Here is a 14,656-nt window from a genome sequence, read left to right as displayed (position 1 = left end):
TCACCAGTTCCCCGAGCTGCCGCCGCCGCCGAACGATCCGCCGCCGCCGGAGAAGCCGCCGCCACCGCCGCCGCCCCAGCCCCCGCCCCCGCCCCGCCGGCCGCTGTCGTTCAGCGCGCCCAGGATGATCCACGGTAGGGCCGAGCCCAGGCCGCCGCGACCGCGGCGTCCCCGGAACAGGCTGGAGAAGACGAAGATGATGAACAGGAAGATCAGGAAGCCGACGATCGGCGAGCCCTTGGCCTTCTGCCGGTCGGGCTGGCTGGCCTCGGCGACGCGGGCCTTGGCCTGGTCGGCGGGCAGGCTGAGCTGCTCGACCAGGGCGTCGGTCCCGGCGACGACGCCGCCCTCCATGTAGCCGGCGCGGAACTTCGGCAGGATAGCGCTCTGGATGATGACGCTGGACAGGGCGTCGGTCAGCACGGGCTCGAGGCCGTAGCCGACCTCGACCCGCACCTTCCGGTCGTTGGGCGCGACCAGCAGGATCACGCCGGTGTTCTTGCCCTTCTCGCCGATGCCCCAGGTCCGGCCCAGCTGGTAGCCGTAGTCCTCGATCGGATAGCCGTCGAGGCTGGGCACGGTGGCCACGACCAGCTGGCGGCCGGTCGTGGTCTCGAGGTTTTCCAGCTTGCCCGTCAGGTCCTGCTCGACCTGGGGGGACAGGATCTGGGCGTCGTCGACCACCCGCCCGGTCAGGGGCGGGAACTTCGGATCGGCGAAGGCGGGGAGGGCGAAGAGCACGGCCGCGAGGGCCAGCAGCCACGTCCTCACGCTCGCCCGGACCTTGGGCAGGGCGCGTTGCAACCTAGTTGACCTTCGGCGGGGTCGCCGTCGGCGGGCTGGAGAAGTCCACCGTCGGGGCGCTCTGGGCCGAAGCCGTGGCCTGGAACAGCTGGGCCGGCTTCTGACCGCTGTAGACGGTCTTGGCCCACAGCACGCTGGGGAAGGTGCGCAGGGTCGTGTTGTACGTCTGGGCGGCGCTATTGTAGTCGCGGCGCGCGATGGTGATGCGGTTCTCGGTGCCTTCCAGCTGGCTCTGCAGGGCCAGGAAGTTCTGGTTCGACTTCAGGTCCGGATACTGCTCCTGGATGACCATCAGCCGACCCAGCACGCCCGACAGCTTGTCCTGGGCGGCGGCGTACTGCTGGAACTGGACCGGGTCGGTGATGGTCGAGGCGTCGACCTTGACCTGGGTGGCGCTGGCGCGGGCCTGCGTCACCTCGACCAGCACGCTCTTTTCCTGGGCCGCGTAGCCCTTCACCGTGGCGACCAGGTTCGGCACCAGGTCGGCGCGGCGTTGGTACTGGTTCTGCACCTCGGCCCAGGCGGCCTTGGTGGCCTCGTCCTGAGTGGGGATGGTGTTGATGCCGCAGCCGGCCAGCGTCGCGGGAATGGCGACGATCAGGGCGATGCGCGCGGCGTAACGGACGAGACGGTTCATGGAGCCTCCTGCGCGAACACGTATGTTCGCGTATCGCGGTTAGATAGCGTGTCCATTGATACACGTCAGGTCGCGACGGGTTAAACCTTATCCATGTCCGCCCGTTCCTGGGCGAAGGTCTGTTTTCGCGGACCCATATAGCCGAACAGCCACGCGGCCACCTTGCGCATCTGGATCTCCTCGCTGCCTTCGGTGATCCGGTAGCGGCGGTGGTGGCGGTAGATGTGCTCGAAGGGCTTGTGGCGCGAGTAGCCGATGCCGCCGTGGATCTGCATGGCCCGGTCGGCGGCCTCGCAGCACAGGCGGTTGGCCCAGTAGTTACACATCGAGACCTTGTCGGAGAGGCGCTTTTCGACCTCGACCTTGGACATCTGGTCCATGTCCCAGGCGGTCTTTCGGATCAGCAGGCGCAGCATCTCGGCCTGGGTCGAGAGCTCGACGATCGGGAACTGGATGGCCTGGTTCTCGGCCAGGGCCTTGCCGAACGGCTTGCGCGCGCGCGCGTACTTGATGCTCTCTTCTATGCAGTAGGTCGCCGCGCCCAGGCTGGAGGCGGCCTGACGGATGCGGTTCTCGTGCACGAAGTGCTGGGCCAGGGCCAGGCCGCCGCCCTCGGGTCCGAACATGGCGCTCTCCGGGACCCAGACGTCGGTGAAGCTGACGCGCGGGTGGTCGGTCGGCATGTTGAAGGTCCAGAGGTACTCCTCGATCTTCACGCCGGGCGCGTGGGCCGGAACCAGGAAGGCGGTGATCCCCCGGGCGTCGCCGTCCTCGCCCGAGGTGCGGGCGAACAGGCAGCAGTGGGTGGCCGCGTGCATGCCCGTGGTCCACATCTTCTCGCCGTCGATCCGCCAGCCGGCCTCGCCATGGCGTTCCTCGCGCACGGCCTGGGTCTCCATGTGGGTGGCGTCCGAGCCGTGGTCGGGCTCGGTCAGGCCGAAGGTCAGGCGGAAGGCGCCCTTGTCCAGCATGTCGGTGATCAGGTGCTGCTGGTCGGGCCGGCCGAAGTCGCGGATCATCAGCACGAACGGATTGTTGCCGACGATCGAGTGCTCGTTCTGCAGGTCGTTGAACAAGCCCAGGCCCTTGCTGGCCAGGTGTTCGCGGATCACCGCCATCCACAGGTTGGAGCCGTCCTGGCCGCCATAGGCCTTGGGCAGGGCGAAGCGGTAGTGGCCAGCCTGGTCGGCCAGCTTGCGGGCCTGCGCCAGAAGCGCTTCCCACTCGTGCTTGGGCAGGCCGCCGCCGTCCCAGTCGGTGCGGGCCCATTCGCGGCGGTGGTCGAAGAAGCGGTCGTTGTCGTCGCGCGCCTGCAGGGGCGCGATCTCCCTGTCGATGAAGGCGTCCAGCTCGCCCAGATAGGCGGTCAGCTCTGGTGGCAAGTGGAAGTCCATGGCGAAGCCTCCCTCAAGCGCGTTCTTGAGCGCACATCTTATGGTTATGGCGAGAGACTAAGCGCGGCGCGCGGTCGCGGCCAACCGTGCCCCTTGGGAATGGGGGCGGAATGAAGTTTTAACCGGTCCTTGACCAGAGCGTGCGTAGGGTTTCGGCCATGATCACCATGGCCGCCTTCGCGATCATCGGGGCCGCGCTCGGACTGTTCGTCCGGCCGCGCTGGCTGGGTGTTCTGTTGCCGATCGCCTTGGCCGTTCTGGTCGAGGGCGGGGTCTACTGGGCCATCGGCGTCATGGGCCATCAACCGAACCGCGAGGTTCTGATCATCCGCCTGCAGGCGATCTTCGGCGAGGGCTGGATCGGCATGATCGGCCCCGTGGCCGCCGCCGTGATCGGCGCCGTCATGGCCGCCTTGCTCGGCGCCTTCACAGACCCCAAGCAGGTCGCGCCGGTGCTCACCGCCGAGGGCATCCAGCGTCGCGCCGGCAAGAACGGCCGCTATGCTCGGGCCGAGGGCATGGTCGAGGACCGCGCCATCCACGCCAAGGCCGAGAGCCGGATCGACTCGATCCTGGGGCTGTAGGCTCGCCGTTTCCGGCCGCCATTCGCCGCGATCGCTCCGAAATCCCCGTTTTCTGAAAATGCGACGCGCGTGCGAAATTCCGCTTGCGCAATTTCTTATCACTGATATCTAAGCGATGCTTAGTTCGGACCCGAAGCACCGGTGGGGATACCGGCGCGGCCATGCCTAGATAGGGTGGCCCCAGGGGATTGGTAGGGTCCGGGCGGCCAGTACCGCTTTTCGACGATCAACGATCTGACCGCAATTTCCCCAACACCGGAGGGCTTTCTGATGAAGCTCCGCACCCTGGCGGCTGTCGCCGCCATCTCCTTCTCGATGCTCGCCGGGCCCCTCGCGGGCAGCGCCCTCGCCGACGGCCGTATCGCCGCCGCCCTGGACGCCCCCGTCGCCGCCAAGACCAAGGTCGTGGCCGGCGGAGCGGTCTTCGTCTGCGAAGGCGCCGAATGCGTCTCGGCCCAGGCCCCGTCGCGGGCCCTCACCGCGGTCGCCTGCAAAGCGCTCGCCAAGGAAGTGGGTCGCGTCGCGGCCTTCGGCGGCGAAACCAAGTCGCTGGACGCCGACGAGCTGACCCGCTGCAACGCCTCGGCCAAGGACGTTTCGTCCCTGGCTTCGGCTAAGTAGGAACACGTACCGCGCTTTATCTGAGTACCAGACGCGTTGTGGGTCGCCGTTTCTCCGGCCCGGTCTGGCTGTTTCCTCGAGCATTCACCTTAAAGGGCGGCGGAAACCTTCCGCCGCCCCTTTTCTTTTTCGGACCAGTGATTAGTTGACGCTGATGGACATGAGCTTGGCCGCACAGCTGGAAACCGTTCTGCGCAAGGCCGCGGGCGAAGGAACGGCCCTGGCCTCGATGACCGTGGACTATGCCGGGGGCGCCGGCGAAGAGGGTCTGGAGCCCAAGGCCTGGGTCGAGCGGGGCACCCGCAGCCTGGTCTTCGCCCAGGGCGAATTGCGGCGTCCGGACGGCGCTCTGGCCGCTTCCGCCTCGGCCGTGTTCCGCCGCGCCGCGGACTGAACGGCTAACCAGCCTCGCCCCTTTGGTTGCGACTGCGAAAGGCCCGTGTTATCAGGCGCGCGGCTTCGGACAGGGCGGCGCGGACGCGTCGGCCGTCCATGTGCTTTTCATAAGCACGCTCAAGCCTTTAAGCCGCGATAAGGGTTAACCTTCTTGTTCGCGGCCATTTACAACGCACCGGGCGGATACCAAGTGGCGGACGAAACCAAGGCGACGGATGCGGGTCAGCGCTATGCGCAGTCCCTCTTCGAACTGACGATCGAGAACGGCTCCCTGCAGAAGGTCGAGGCCGACCTGAAGAGCCTGAAGGCCATGGTGGCCGACAGCGCCGACCTGCGCCGTCTGATCGCCTCGCCGGCCTTCTCCGCCGAGGACAAGGGCAAGGGCCTGTCCGCCGTCGCCAAGAAGGCCGGCTTCCAGCCGCTGACCACCAAGTTCCTGGGCCTCGTCGCCGCCAACGGTCGCGCGGGCGACCTGCTGGGCGCGATCACCGCCTTCACCGAGATGTCGGCCAAGCACCGCGGCGTCGTCACCGCCGAGGTCGTCTCGGCCGCCGCCCTGTCGCCCGCCCAGCTGAAGGGCGTGCAAGCCGCTCTCGCTGAAGCGCTCGGCAAGACCCCTGAAGTTTCCACGCGCGTCGATCCGTCCCTGCTGGGCGGTCTGAAGGTGCGCGTCGGTTCGCGTCTCTTCGACGCTTCGCTCCGTTCGAAGCTCGATTCCCTGAAATTCGCCCTGAAGCGCGCTTAAGCCTTTAAGTAAGCGCCAGAAAAATTAGATCGCAGAGAGCCCAGAAGACCATGGACATCCGCGCCGCCGAGATTTCGGCCATCCTCAAGTCGCAGATCGCCAACTTCGGCGAAGAGGCCGCCGTCTCGGACGTCGGCCAGGTGCTGTCCGTCGGTGACGGCATCGCCCGCATCTACGGCCTGGACAACGTCCAAGCCGGTGAAATGCTGGAATTCCCGAAGGCCGGCGTGAAGGGCATGGCCCTGAACCTCGAGCGCGACAATGTCGGCGCCGTGATCTTCGGCCAGGACCAGGCCATCAAGGAGGGCGACGAAGTCCGTCGCCTCGGCGAGATCGTTGACGTGCCGGTCGGCCGTGGCCTGCTGGGCCGCGTCGTCAACCCGCTGGGCGAGCCGATCGACGGCAAGGGCCCGATCGAGTTCACCGAGCGTCGCCGCGTCGACGTCAAGGCGCCGGGCATCATCCCGCGCAAGTCGGTGCACGAGCCCGTGCAGACCGGCCTGAAGTCGATCGACACCCTGATCCCCGTCGGCCGCGGCCAGCGCGAGCTGATCATCGGTGACCGTCAGACCGGCAAGACCGCCGTCGCCATCGACACCATCCTGAACCAGAAGATCGTCAACGCCGGCAAGGACGAGAGCGCCAAGCTCTACTGCGTCTACGTCGCCATCGGCCAGAAGCGCTCGACCGTCGCCCAGATCGTCAAGACCCTGGAAGAGCACGGCGCCCTGGAATACACGATCGTCGTCGTCGCCTCGGCCTCGGAGCCGGCCCCGCTGCAATACCTGGCCCCGTTCTCGGGCTGCGCCATGGGCGAGTGGTTCCGCGACAACGGCCTGCACGGCCTGATCATCTATGACGATCTGTCCAAGCAAGCCGTCGCCTACCGCCAGATGTCGCTGCTGCTGCGCCGCCCGCCGGGCCGCGAAGCCTATCCGGGCGACGTGTTCTACCTGCACTCGCGCCTGCTGGAACGCGCCGCGAAGCTGAATGAAGACAACGGTTCGGGCTCGCTGACGGCGCTGCCGATCATCGAAACCCAGGCCAACGACGTGTCGGCCTACATCCCGACCAACGTGATCTCGATCACCGACGGCCAGATCTTCCTGGAAACCGACCTGTTCTACCAGGGCATCCGCCCGGCCGTGAACGTCGGCATCTCGGTGTCGCGCGTCGGTTCGTCGGCCCAGATCAAGGCGATGAAGCAGGTCGCCGGTCCGATTAAGGGCGAGCTGGCCCAGTATCGTGAAATGGCCGCCTTCGCGAAGTTCGGCTCGGACCTGGACGCCTCGACCCAGAAGATGCTGGCCCGCGGCGAGCGCCTGACCGAGCTGCTGAAGCAGCCCCAGTACGCGCCGCAGTCGGTCGAAGAGCAGGTCTGCGTGATCTATGCCGGCACGCGCGGTTATCTGGACAAGATCCCGACCTCGTCGGTCCGTCGCTTCGAGACCGAGCTGCTGGCTCGCCTCCACAGCGCCCACAAGGACCTGCTGGACGGCATCCGCACCAAGAAGGCCCTCGACAAGGATCTGGAGAACACGCTGAAGAGCGCGCTCGACAGCTTCTCGGCGACCTTCGCCTAAGGCGAGGCAGATGGCTGACGCCCCCAAGACCCTGGACGCCTGGTCCGGCGATTTCGGCGACCGCTATACCGAGCGGAACGCCGTGACCGTCGACGCCGTGCGCGGCCGGACGAAGGCTTGGGGGCAGGTGCTGCCGCGTCTGGTCGGCGATCCGCCCAAGAGCATCCTGGAAGTCGGTCCGAACGTCGGGCTGAACCTGCGGGGTCTCCAGGCGATCACCGACGCCGAGCTGTGGGGCATCGAGCCCAACGGCGCGGCCCGCAAGCAGATCCTCGAGGACGGCGTCCTGCCGCCCGAGCGTCTGTTCGAGGGCTTCGGGCACAGCATTCCGCTGGCGGATGGCGCGGTCGACCTGGCGTTCACCTCGGGCGTTCTGATCCATGTGGATCCGACCCAGCTCGAGGCGACGATGCGCGAGATTCATCGCGTGTCCGCCAAGTACGTCCTCTGCGCCGAGTATTTTTCGCCGAAGGCGGAAACGATTACGTACCGAGGCGAGACGGATCTTCTGTTCAAGAACGATTTCGGCTCGCTCTATTTGGATCTGTTCCCGGATCTGGTGCTGGTTGATTACGGGTTCTTCTGGAGAAGAACGACCGTGATGGACGACACCACCTGGTGGCTGTTTAGGAAGGTCTGATAGGCGGATGGCAAGCCTAAAGGAAATGCGCAATCGGATCTCGAGCGTCAAGGCGACGCAGAAGATCACGAAGGCGATGCAGATGGTGGCGGCGGCGAAGCTGCGCCGGAGCCAGGACGCGGCGGAAGCCGCCCGTCCGTACGCCCGGCGCCTGGCTTCGGTGATCGCCAACCTGGCCGCCGGCGTGTCGGGCGACGGGGCTCCGGCCCTGCTGACCGGCACGGGGCGCGACGATCGTCACCTGATCATCGTCGCCGCGGCCGATCGCGGCCTGGCCGGCGGCTTCACGTCGTCGATCGTGCGGGCCGCGCGCCAGCGGATCGACAGCCTGATCGCCCAGGGCAAGGACGTGAAGATCGTCTGCGTCGGCAAGAAGGTCACCGCCCAGCTGAAGCGCCCCTACGGCGCCAAGGTGGTCGAGAACTTCGACCTGTCGGCCTATCGCCAGTTCACCCTGTCGGTCGCCCAGCCGATCGCCGACGTCGTCACGCGCCTCTATGAAGCCGGCGACATCGACGTGGTCACGCTGTTCTACAGCCAGTTCAAGTCGGTCGTCGTCCAGACCCCGACGGCGCTGCAGCTGATCCCGGCCGTGGTCGACGCCGCCGCGGCTCCGGCGACCGGAGCTTCGGCGGTCTACGAGTACGAGCCCTCGGAAGAGGCCATTCTCGAGACCCTGCTGCCGCGCAACCTGACGGTCCAGATCCTGTCGGCCCTGCTGGACAACATGGCCGGCTTCTACGCCAGCCAGATGACCGCCATGGACAACGCCACGCGCAACGCCGGCGACATGATCAAGCGCTACACCCTCGAATATAACCGCTCCCGCCAGGCCCAGATCACCAAGGAGCTGATCGAGATCATCTCCGGCGCCGAAGCCGTCTGATCCAAGCCTAACGACACAAGCACGCAGAGACCGAAAGACCGCAAGCCATGGCCAAGACCCCGACTAAGGCTCCCGCCACCGAAACGCCGGCCGCCGCCGCCAAGAAGCCCGCCGCCCCCAAGGCCGCCGCGGCGCCGAAGGCCGCTGTCGCGAAGGCTCCCGCCGCCGCTAAGGCTCCGGCCGCCAGGAAGCCGGCCGCCCCGAAGGCCGCCGCCGCCGCCTCGGCCAACGCCGCCGTCAACCTGGATGGCGCCACCGGTCGCCTGGTGCAGATCATCGGCGCCGTCGTCGACATCGAGTTCACCGGCGAGCTGCCGGCGATCCTGAACGCCGTCGAGACCGTCAACACCGCCACCGGCCAGCGCCTGGTGTTCGAAGTCGCTCAGCACCTGGGTCAGAACACCGTCCGCGCCATCGCCATGGACGCCACCGAAGGCCTCGTTCGCGGCCAGCCCGTGCGCGACACCGGCGAGTCGATCCGCGTTCCGGTCGGTCCGGGCACCCTGGGCCGCATCATGAACGTCATCGGCGAGCCGATCGACGAGCAGGGCCCGATCAAGTCGGACATCTACCGCACGATCCACCGCGACGCCCCGACCTTCGCCGAGCAGACCAACACCGCTGAAGTGCTGGTCACGGGCATCAAGGTCATCGACCTGATGTGCCCCTACACCAAGGGCGGCAAGATCGGCCTGTTCGGCGGCGCCGGCGTCGGCAAGACCGTGACGATGCAGGAACTGATCAACAACATCGCCAAGGCTTACGGCGGTTATTCGGTTCTGGCCGGCGTGGGTGAGCGCACCCGCGAAGGCAACGACCTCTATCACGAGATGATCGAGTCGAACGTCAACGTCGACCCGAAGGCCAACAACGGCTCGACCGAAGGCTCGCGCTGCGCCCTGGTCTACGGCCAGATGAACGAACCCCCGGGCGCCCGCGCCCGCGTCGCCCTGACCGGCCTGTCGATCGCGGAATACTTCCGTGACGAAGAAGGCAAGGACGTGCTGCTGTTCGTCGACAACATCTTCCGCTTCACCCAGGCCGGCGCTGAAGTGTCGGCTCTGCTGGGCCGCATCCCCTCGGCCGTGGGCTATCAGCCCACCCTGGCCACCGAGATGGGCAACCTGCAGGAGCGTATCACCTCGACGAACAAGGGTTCGATCACCTCGGTCCAGGCCATCTACGTGCCCGCCGACGACTTGACCGACCCGGCCCCGGCCGCCTCGTTCGCCCACTTGGACGCCACCACCGTTCTGAGCCGCGACATCGCCGCCCAGGCCATCTTCCCGGCCGTCGATCCGCTGGACTCGACCTCGCGGATCATGGACCCGCTGGTCATCGGCGAAGAGCACTACAACGTGGCCCGCTCGGTCCAGGAAGTGCTGCAGCAGTACAAGGCCCTGAAGGACATCATCGCCATCCTGGGCATGGACGAGCTGTCGGAAGAGGACAAGCTGGTCGTCTCGCGCGCCCGCAAGATCTCGCGCTTCCTGTCGCAGCCGTTCCACGTCGCCGAGCAGTTCACCAACACGCCGGGCGCCTTCGTCCAGCTGAAGGACACGATCCGCTCGTTCAAGGGCATCGTGGACGGCGAATACGACCACCTGCCGGAAGGCGCCTTCTACATGGTCGGCGCGATCGAGGAAGCCGTGGCCAAGGCCGAAAAGATGGCGGCTGAAGCCTGATGACCGAAGACACGGAACTGGCCGGTTTCTGCTGCGAGGAGCTGGCGGAGGCGGTGTCTCCGGACACCAACGCCGGTCTCATCGAGCATGACAGCGGCCTGATCCTGCTGAACCTCGGTGAGCGGGAAGAAGAGGGCGAGACCGGCTTGATGCTGGCCACGATCCACTTCTGCCCGTTCTGCGGGACCGAAATCCAGACCGACGAAGACATCGAGGCCGCCCTGGGCGGTGTCGAGGAGACCTTCAACTGATGGCCAAGCTGCATTTTTCCCTGGTCGCGCCCGAGCGCGAACTGTTCTCCGGCGACGTGGACATGGTCCAGGCTCCCGGCGCGGAAGGCGACTTCGGCGTCCTGGCCAACCACGCTCCGTTCATGACCACCCTGCGCGAAGGCAAGGTGACCGTGAAGGACGGCGCGACGACCAAGGTGTTCGACATCCAGGGCGGCTTCGCCGACGTCGGTCCGGAAGGCCTGACGATCCTGGCCGAGCACGCCGTCGAAGCGGCCTGATTCAGGTTTGCTACGTGTTCTGAAACGCCCTCGGTCCTCGTGATCGGGGGCGTTTTCGCGTGCGGAGCGACCATCCGTCGCGTCATGAGTGAGAAAATTACACTTGTGGCCTAATCTTGGTCTTAATCCGCAGCCATAAGGGTTGCGAGGGACCGCCCGTCGGTTTTAATGCCGACCTCTCGTCTTGTTGGGGATATCCAGCCTATGCGCCTTGCGCTCGCCAGCCTGATCGCACCCGCCCTTCTAGGAATGGGCGCGGTCTCGACCGCCGCCGTCGCCCAGGAGCAAACCACCGCTCCCGCCGCCATGCCCGCTCCGGCTCCGGCCGCCGCGCCTGCTCCGGCCGATCAGGCCGCTCCGGCCGCCGCTCCGGCTGATCAAGCCGCGCCGCCCGCCGCCGCCCCGGCTGATGGACAAGCCGCTCCGCCGGTGCCCGCGCCGGCGGCCGGCGCCGCTCCGGCCGAAACCTATACCGCTCCGGTTCGTGGTCCGCGCACCACCGACCCGCTGTCGGTCCGCCTGATGGACGTGCTGGACAGGGTCTGCAAGCCGTCGGTCGCCGGCGGCGACTTCGCCCAGCTGGTCAAGGACTACGGCTTCAAGAAGAAGAAGGAACAGTGGGTCTTCGCGCTCGAGAAGCCCTACAACATCACCCTGGATAACCCGGGCTCGAACAAGAACGTCTGCACGATCACCATCGACTACGCGCAGACCCCCGAGCAGGCCCAGGAACTGGCCAACGCCCTGCACGACTACGCCACCTGGGAAAACAGCCCGCAGCTGCGCCTGATCCGCAACGACCAGACGGTCGGCAGCGACTTCCGCCGCTTCACCGTGTCGTGGGACGACGCCTGGGCCGGCGGCCACGCCGGTCTGGTGTTCATGCGCCTGAAGAAGACCGACGAAACCTCGGTCGGCAAGAACTTCGAACGCGCCCAGATCCTGTACAGCACCACCAGCCGCTAAGGCCCGTTGGTTGCCCTTCGGGGCGGCGCGATCTATCTAGGCGAGGCGCGGGGGACGACCCCCGCGCCTTTTGCTTTTCGCGAAAGCCGATTGTCCGGGGACGACCCCACCTTTTCAGGAAAGGGGCTCGTCGTGGCCTGGATCATTCTCCTCATCGCCGGCGTCTTCGAAGTGGGCTGGGCCGTGGGCCTGAAGTTCACGGAGGGCTTTACCAAGCCGATCCCGATCGCGCTGACGGCGATCAGCCTGGTGCTGTCCATGGGGCTGCTGGGCTGGGCGGTGAAGACCCTGCCTCTGGGCACGGCCTACGCCGTCTGGACCGGCGTCGGCGCCGTCGGCACGGCCATCGTCGGCATCGTGCTGTTCAAGGAGCCGGCGACGGCCGCCCGGCTCGTCTGCCTGGGCCTGATCGTGGCCGGGATCCTGGGGCTGAAGGTGTTCTCGCCGACGGCTTAAGCGGCTGCCCGGCCTTCGTCAGCGATAAACGCCAGGCACCGTTCCGCCACCGCCTCCCAGCCGGGCTCGCCCGGAAGCCAGTGGCTCATCTCGGGGAACACCTCGACGCCGCCGCCCAGGCGCGCGGCTGTCTGGCGGACCGTGGCGGGCGGATGGATGACGTCCTGGCCGCCGGCGATCGCCAGCACGGAACAGCCCGGCGCCGAGACCGAGGTGGTCATGAACGGGTCCAGCCACCAATTGAGCGTTTCCCAGAGGGCCCGGCCGCTCTCGGCCGTCATGCGGGCGAAGATCGCCTTTCGCTCGGGGCGCTGCAGGCGGTCGACGCTGTAGCGCCGCACCACGCCATAGTCCGGCGCGATGGCCTGCAGCCAGTAGGGGCCGAGGGTGTAGAGGCTGACGGCCGAGACCGCCTCCTCCAGGCTCGCGCCCGAGACGCCCCAGGGCGCGGAGGGGGCCAGCAGGATCAGCTTGGAGGCCTTGGCGCGGCTGGCGGCCATCTGGGCGACCAGGCCGCCCATCGAGTGGCCGATCAGGATCGGCGGCGTCTCGCAGGTCTCGATCTGGCGCGCGATCTGGCGCGCGTAGTCGCTCATCGAGACACCGGCGGCGCTGCTCTGGCCGTCATGACCGATCAGGTCGGGCGTCAGCACGCGATGACCCGCCGCCTCGAACGGCGCGCGGAAGGCGTCGAAGGTCCAGCCGCCGCAGAAGGCGCCGTGGACCATGATCACGGGTGCGCGCATGAACGCCCTAAAGAAACCCCGCCGACGAAGCAGCCGGCGGGGAGCAGCCTACACGCTCTACTTCGCCTTGGGCGAGGTTTTGGCGGCCGTCTTTGTCGCAGGGGCCTTGGCGGCGGCCTTGGGCGCGGCGGCTGCTTTCGGAGCCGCGGCCTTCGGGGCGGCGGCGGCCTTGGGAGCGGCAGCCTTGGGCGCGGCCTTGGCGGCGACCGGTTTCGCGGCCGCGGCCTTCGGAGCGGCCTTCGGCGCGGCGGCCTTGGCGGGAGCCGGAGCGGCCTCGGCCTTCGGCTTGGCGGGGGCCTTGGGCTTGGCGGCCGGAGCGGCCTTCGGGGCCTGTGCAGCCTTGGCGGCGGGCTTCGGCGCGGCGGCGGCCTTGGCCGGAGCCTTGGCGGTTGGAGCCTTCGCGGCCGGCTTCGGCGCGGCCTCGGCCTTGGCGGGCGCGGCCTTCGCCGGCGGCTTGGGCTTCGCCTCGGCCTTCGGCTTGGCGGCGGCCTTGGGAGCCGCCGCCTTCTTCGGCGCGGGCTTCTCGGCCGCCGGAGCGGGAACCGCCGCCACCGGGGTCGGCGCGGGCGCCGGAGCCGGAGCCGGTGTCGGTTCCGCCGCCTTCACGGGCGCGGGCGTCGGCGCGGGTTCGGGCGGCTTGGCCGGAGCCGGAGCCGGGGCGGGCGCGGGGGCCGGAGCCGCCGTCGTGGCCGGGGTTTGCTTCTTGCCCGTCAGCCAGGCGATCACGTCGTCGAGGATCTTCATCGTGTTGGGCTCGTCTATGAGATAATGGGCGTTGTTGGGATAGATCTTGAGGTCGGCCTGCGGGTACTTGCGGCCGAGGCGCTGGACGTCGTCCAGCGGCGTGGTGCGGTCCAGGGCGCCGGCATTGATCAGGATCGGCACGGTCACCTTGGCTTCGTCGACATAGGCCGTCTTGTGGACGTCCTTGTGCGGCCACGCCAGGTCGGCTAGCGCCTGGCCGCTGTCATAGACCATTGTGGCGTAGAGCGCGTCGTGACGTTCGGCCGGCACGGCGTTCATGACGCCGAACTTGAAGCCGGTCTTCCACATCTTGCCCGCCCGAGTCTCGGGTTTGGATCGGAGGGCCATGTTCAGGAAGGTGAAGACCGGAGAGAGCTTCGGCTTGCCGCGCGCATCGGCCGGCGAGGCCGGGGCGAACAGCACCAGCGCAGACGCATGGCCGGCCTCGGCGACCTTCTGGGCGATCAGCCCGCCCATCGAATGGCCGAAGACCAGCGGCTTCTTGCCGGTCTCCTTGGCCAGGGTCTGGGCCAGGGCGCTCATCTCGGCGACATAGTCGGCCAGGGAGAGGCCGACCAGACCCGCGCGCGGACCTTCGACCGTGCGCACCGCAGATCGGATGGTCGGCGCCTCCACGCGATAGCCTTCGGCCTTCAGCCGCGCGGCGACGGGACCCCAGACGTCCCCCGCGCAGCCATAGCCGTGAATCAGCAGGACCGTATTCGCCATTCGATACTCCCCAGCGCGGGAGATCAGCCGCCGCGCGCGAACTCCTGGAACGCGGCGACCACAGCTTCGTAGACCCCGCGCTTGAAGGGTACGATCAGTTCGGGTGCTTCGTCGAGCCTGCCCCATTTCCAGGCGTCGAACTCGACGTGCGCGTCCGCTTCCAGATCGATCTCGGCCTCGTCGCCGATGAAGCGATAGGCGAACCAGACCTGCTTCTGCCCCAGCCAGCCGCGCGAGCGTTTCTCGTTGGCCAGCACCTCGGGCGGAAAGTCGTACGTGATCCAGCCTTCGGTGCGGCCCAGAAGTTCGACGGAGCTGACGCCGGTCTCCTCGGCCAGCTCGCGGCGCGCGGCGGCCTCCAGGTCCTCGCCTTCGTCGACCCCGCCTTGCGGGAACTGCCAATTGTAGGGCGGGGGCTGTTTGTGGCGACGACCCAGCCAGACGCGGCCGTCCGGATGGAACAGGACGACGCCGACGTTCGGTCGGTGCTTGGGATGGTCGAGCTCGGTCATGCCGAGCCTTTTTCCAC

Annotated in this window: 18 protein-coding genes; 12 read left to right on the top strand and 6 right to left on the bottom strand. The window is 67.6% G+C overall.

Annotated elements, in window-relative coordinates; genetic code table 11:
* The 3 genes from AC1RJ9_RS14040 to AC1RJ9_RS14030 all read right to left on the bottom strand — a co-directional run bounded on the left by AC1RJ9_RS14040 (position 1) and on the right by AC1RJ9_RS14030 (position 2,835).
* Positions 1–804, bottom strand: a complete 804-nt coding sequence (locus tag AC1RJ9_RS14040; protein WP_492837511.1) for a TPM domain-containing protein — start codon at positions 802–804, stop codon at positions 1–3.
* A gap of 1 nt (position 805) precedes the next feature.
* A complete protein-coding gene (locus AC1RJ9_RS14035; RefSeq protein WP_492837509.1) occupies positions 806–1,441 on the bottom strand; it encodes a LemA family protein in 636 nt (211 codons plus the stop codon).
* An 80-nt stretch (positions 1,442–1,521) separates the two neighbouring features.
* Positions 1,522–2,835 carry an acyl-CoA dehydrogenase family protein gene (locus AC1RJ9_RS14030; protein ID WP_492837508.1) on the bottom strand — a complete coding sequence of 438 codons (1,314 nt, stop codon included), beginning with the start codon at positions 2,833–2,835 and terminating at the stop codon, positions 1,522–1,524.
* A 167-nt stretch (positions 2,836–3,002) separates the two neighbouring features.
* On the opposite strand from AC1RJ9_RS14030, the gene AC1RJ9_RS14025 reads away from it, so the two are divergent.
* The 12 genes from AC1RJ9_RS14025 (at position 3,003) to sugE (ending at position 11,908) form a co-directional block, all read left to right on the top strand.
* On the top strand, positions 3,003–3,419 hold the full coding sequence (locus tag AC1RJ9_RS14025; protein WP_492837583.1) for a hypothetical protein: 417 nt from the start codon (positions 3,003–3,005) through the stop codon (positions 3,417–3,419).
* Positions 3,420–3,689: 270 nt separating this feature from the next.
* Positions 3,690–4,040, top strand: a complete 351-nt coding sequence (locus AC1RJ9_RS14020; RefSeq protein ID WP_492837507.1) for a DUF8200 family protein — start codon at positions 3,690–3,692, stop codon at positions 4,038–4,040.
* Between the two features lie 160 nt (positions 4,041–4,200).
* Positions 4,201–4,434, top strand: a complete 234-nt coding sequence (locus tag AC1RJ9_RS14015) for a hotdog family protein (RefSeq protein WP_492837506.1) — start codon at positions 4,201–4,203, stop codon at positions 4,432–4,434.
* A 192-nt stretch (positions 4,435–4,626) separates the two neighbouring features.
* Positions 4,627–5,181 carry a F0F1 ATP synthase subunit delta gene (locus tag AC1RJ9_RS14010; RefSeq protein ID WP_492837505.1) on the top strand — a complete coding sequence of 185 codons (555 nt, stop codon included), beginning with the start codon at positions 4,627–4,629 and terminating at the stop codon, positions 5,179–5,181.
* A 50-nt stretch (positions 5,182–5,231) separates the two neighbouring features.
* Complete coding sequence (gene atpA / locus AC1RJ9_RS14005) at positions 5,232–6,764, top strand: F0F1 ATP synthase subunit alpha (protein ID WP_492837504.1); 1,533 nt, start codon at positions 5,232–5,234, stop codon at positions 6,762–6,764.
* A gap of 10 nt (positions 6,765–6,774) precedes the next feature.
* Positions 6,775–7,404, top strand: coding sequence for a pseudaminic acid biosynthesis-associated methylase (locus AC1RJ9_RS14000; RefSeq protein ID WP_492837503.1), 630 nt, complete (start codon positions 6,775–6,777; stop codon positions 7,402–7,404).
* Between the two features lie 7 nt (positions 7,405–7,411).
* Positions 7,412–8,290 carry a F0F1 ATP synthase subunit gamma gene (locus tag AC1RJ9_RS13995; protein WP_492837502.1) on the top strand — a complete coding sequence of 293 codons (879 nt, stop codon included), beginning with the start codon at positions 7,412–7,414 and terminating at the stop codon, positions 8,288–8,290.
* A 47-nt stretch (positions 8,291–8,337) separates the two neighbouring features.
* Positions 8,338–9,975 carry a F0F1 ATP synthase subunit beta gene (atpD, locus tag AC1RJ9_RS13990; protein ID WP_492837501.1) on the top strand — a complete coding sequence of 546 codons (1,638 nt, stop codon included), beginning with the start codon at positions 8,338–8,340 and terminating at the stop codon, positions 9,973–9,975.
* Positions 9,975–10,226: a hypothetical protein gene (locus AC1RJ9_RS13985; RefSeq protein WP_492102718.1), complete on the top strand. Its 252-nt coding sequence runs from the start codon at positions 9,975–9,977 to the stop codon at positions 10,224–10,226. Before atpD ends, AC1RJ9_RS13985 begins: the two co-directional genes overlap by 1 nt.
* Positions 10,226–10,486: an ATP synthase F1 subunit epsilon gene (locus AC1RJ9_RS13980; protein ID WP_066686484.1), complete on the top strand. Its 261-nt coding sequence runs from the start codon at positions 10,226–10,228 to the stop codon at positions 10,484–10,486. Before AC1RJ9_RS13985 ends, AC1RJ9_RS13980 begins: the two co-directional genes overlap by 1 nt.
* 168 nt (positions 10,487–10,654) lie before the next feature.
* Positions 10,655–11,452, top strand: coding sequence for a hypothetical protein (locus tag AC1RJ9_RS13975; protein ID WP_492837500.1), 798 nt, complete (start codon positions 10,655–10,657; stop codon positions 11,450–11,452).
* 132 nt (positions 11,453–11,584) lie between these two features.
* Positions 11,585–11,908 carry a quaternary ammonium compound efflux SMR transporter SugE gene (gene sugE, locus AC1RJ9_RS13970; RefSeq protein ID WP_492837499.1) on the top strand — a complete coding sequence of 108 codons (324 nt, stop codon included), beginning with the start codon at positions 11,585–11,587 and terminating at the stop codon, positions 11,906–11,908.
* Here the strand turns inward: sugE and AC1RJ9_RS13965 are convergent.
* From AC1RJ9_RS13965 to AC1RJ9_RS13955, 3 genes are read right to left on the bottom strand one after another with little or no spacing between them, the layout of a single operon-like run.
* Positions 11,905–12,654, bottom strand: coding sequence for an alpha/beta fold hydrolase (locus AC1RJ9_RS13965; RefSeq protein ID WP_492837498.1), 750 nt, complete (start codon positions 12,652–12,654; stop codon positions 11,905–11,907). The two genes, sugE and AC1RJ9_RS13965, sit on opposite strands and share 4 nt — an antisense overlap.
* 57 nt (positions 12,655–12,711) lie before the next feature.
* Entirely contained in the window at positions 12,712–14,127 is a 1,416-nt protein-coding gene (locus AC1RJ9_RS13960) for an alpha/beta hydrolase (RefSeq protein ID WP_492837497.1), read from the bottom strand.
* 23 nt (positions 14,128–14,150) lie between these two features.
* Positions 14,151–14,639, bottom strand: coding sequence for an RNA pyrophosphohydrolase (locus AC1RJ9_RS13955; RefSeq protein ID WP_492837496.1), 489 nt, complete (start codon positions 14,637–14,639; stop codon positions 14,151–14,153).
* Positions 14,640–14,656 lie beyond the last annotated feature (17 nt).

It is taken from the genome of Caulobacter sp. GW822-FHT07D08 (assembly GCF_058798735.1).
This window is presented reverse-complemented; position numbering and strand designations above follow the sequence as displayed.

Excerpts from the sequence above, each read along its gene's own strand:
- AC1RJ9_RS13975 (WP_492837500.1), top strand. The coding sequence starts at position 10,655 with ATGCCGACCTCTCGTCTTGTTGGGGATATCCAGCCTATGCGCCTTGCG.
- atpD (WP_492837501.1), top strand. The coding sequence starts at position 8,338 with ATGGCCAAGACCCCGACTAAGGCTCCCGCCACCGAAACGCCGGCCGCC.
- AC1RJ9_RS14025 (WP_492837583.1), top strand. The coding sequence starts at position 3,003 with ATGGCCGCCTTCGCGATCATCGGGGCCGCGCTCGGACTGTTCGTCCGG.
- AC1RJ9_RS14020 (WP_492837507.1), top strand. The coding sequence starts at position 3,690 with ATGAAGCTCCGCACCCTGGCGGCTGTCGCCGCCATCTCCTTCTCGATG.
- AC1RJ9_RS13985 (WP_492102718.1), top strand. The coding sequence starts at position 9,975 with ATGACCGAAGACACGGAACTGGCCGGTTTCTGCTGCGAGGAGCTGGCG.
- AC1RJ9_RS14030 (WP_492837508.1), bottom strand. The coding sequence starts at position 2,835 with ATGGACTTCCACTTGCCACCAGAGCTGACCGCCTATCTGGGCGAGCTG.
- AC1RJ9_RS14000 (WP_492837503.1), top strand. The coding sequence starts at position 6,775 with ATGGCTGACGCCCCCAAGACCCTGGACGCCTGGTCCGGCGATTTCGGC.
- AC1RJ9_RS13980 (WP_066686484.1), top strand. The coding sequence starts at position 10,226 with ATGGCCAAGCTGCATTTTTCCCTGGTCGCGCCCGAGCGCGAACTGTTC.
- AC1RJ9_RS13955 (WP_492837496.1), bottom strand. The coding sequence starts at position 14,639 with ATGACCGAGCTCGACCATCCCAAGCACCGACCGAACGTCGGCGTCGTC.
- atpA (WP_492837504.1), top strand. The coding sequence starts at position 5,232 with ATGGACATCCGCGCCGCCGAGATTTCGGCCATCCTCAAGTCGCAGATC.
- AC1RJ9_RS14015 (WP_492837506.1), top strand. The coding sequence starts at position 4,201 with ATGAGCTTGGCCGCACAGCTGGAAACCGTTCTGCGCAAGGCCGCGGGC.
- AC1RJ9_RS13995 (WP_492837502.1), top strand. The coding sequence starts at position 7,412 with ATGGCAAGCCTAAAGGAAATGCGCAATCGGATCTCGAGCGTCAAGGCG.
- AC1RJ9_RS13960 (WP_492837497.1), bottom strand. The coding sequence starts at position 14,127 with ATGGCGAATACGGTCCTGCTGATTCACGGCTATGGCTGCGCGGGGGAC.
- AC1RJ9_RS14035 (WP_492837509.1), bottom strand. The coding sequence starts at position 1,441 with ATGAACCGTCTCGTCCGTTACGCCGCGCGCATCGCCCTGATCGTCGCC.
- AC1RJ9_RS13965 (WP_492837498.1), bottom strand. The coding sequence starts at position 12,654 with ATGCGCGCACCCGTGATCATGGTCCACGGCGCCTTCTGCGGCGGCTGG.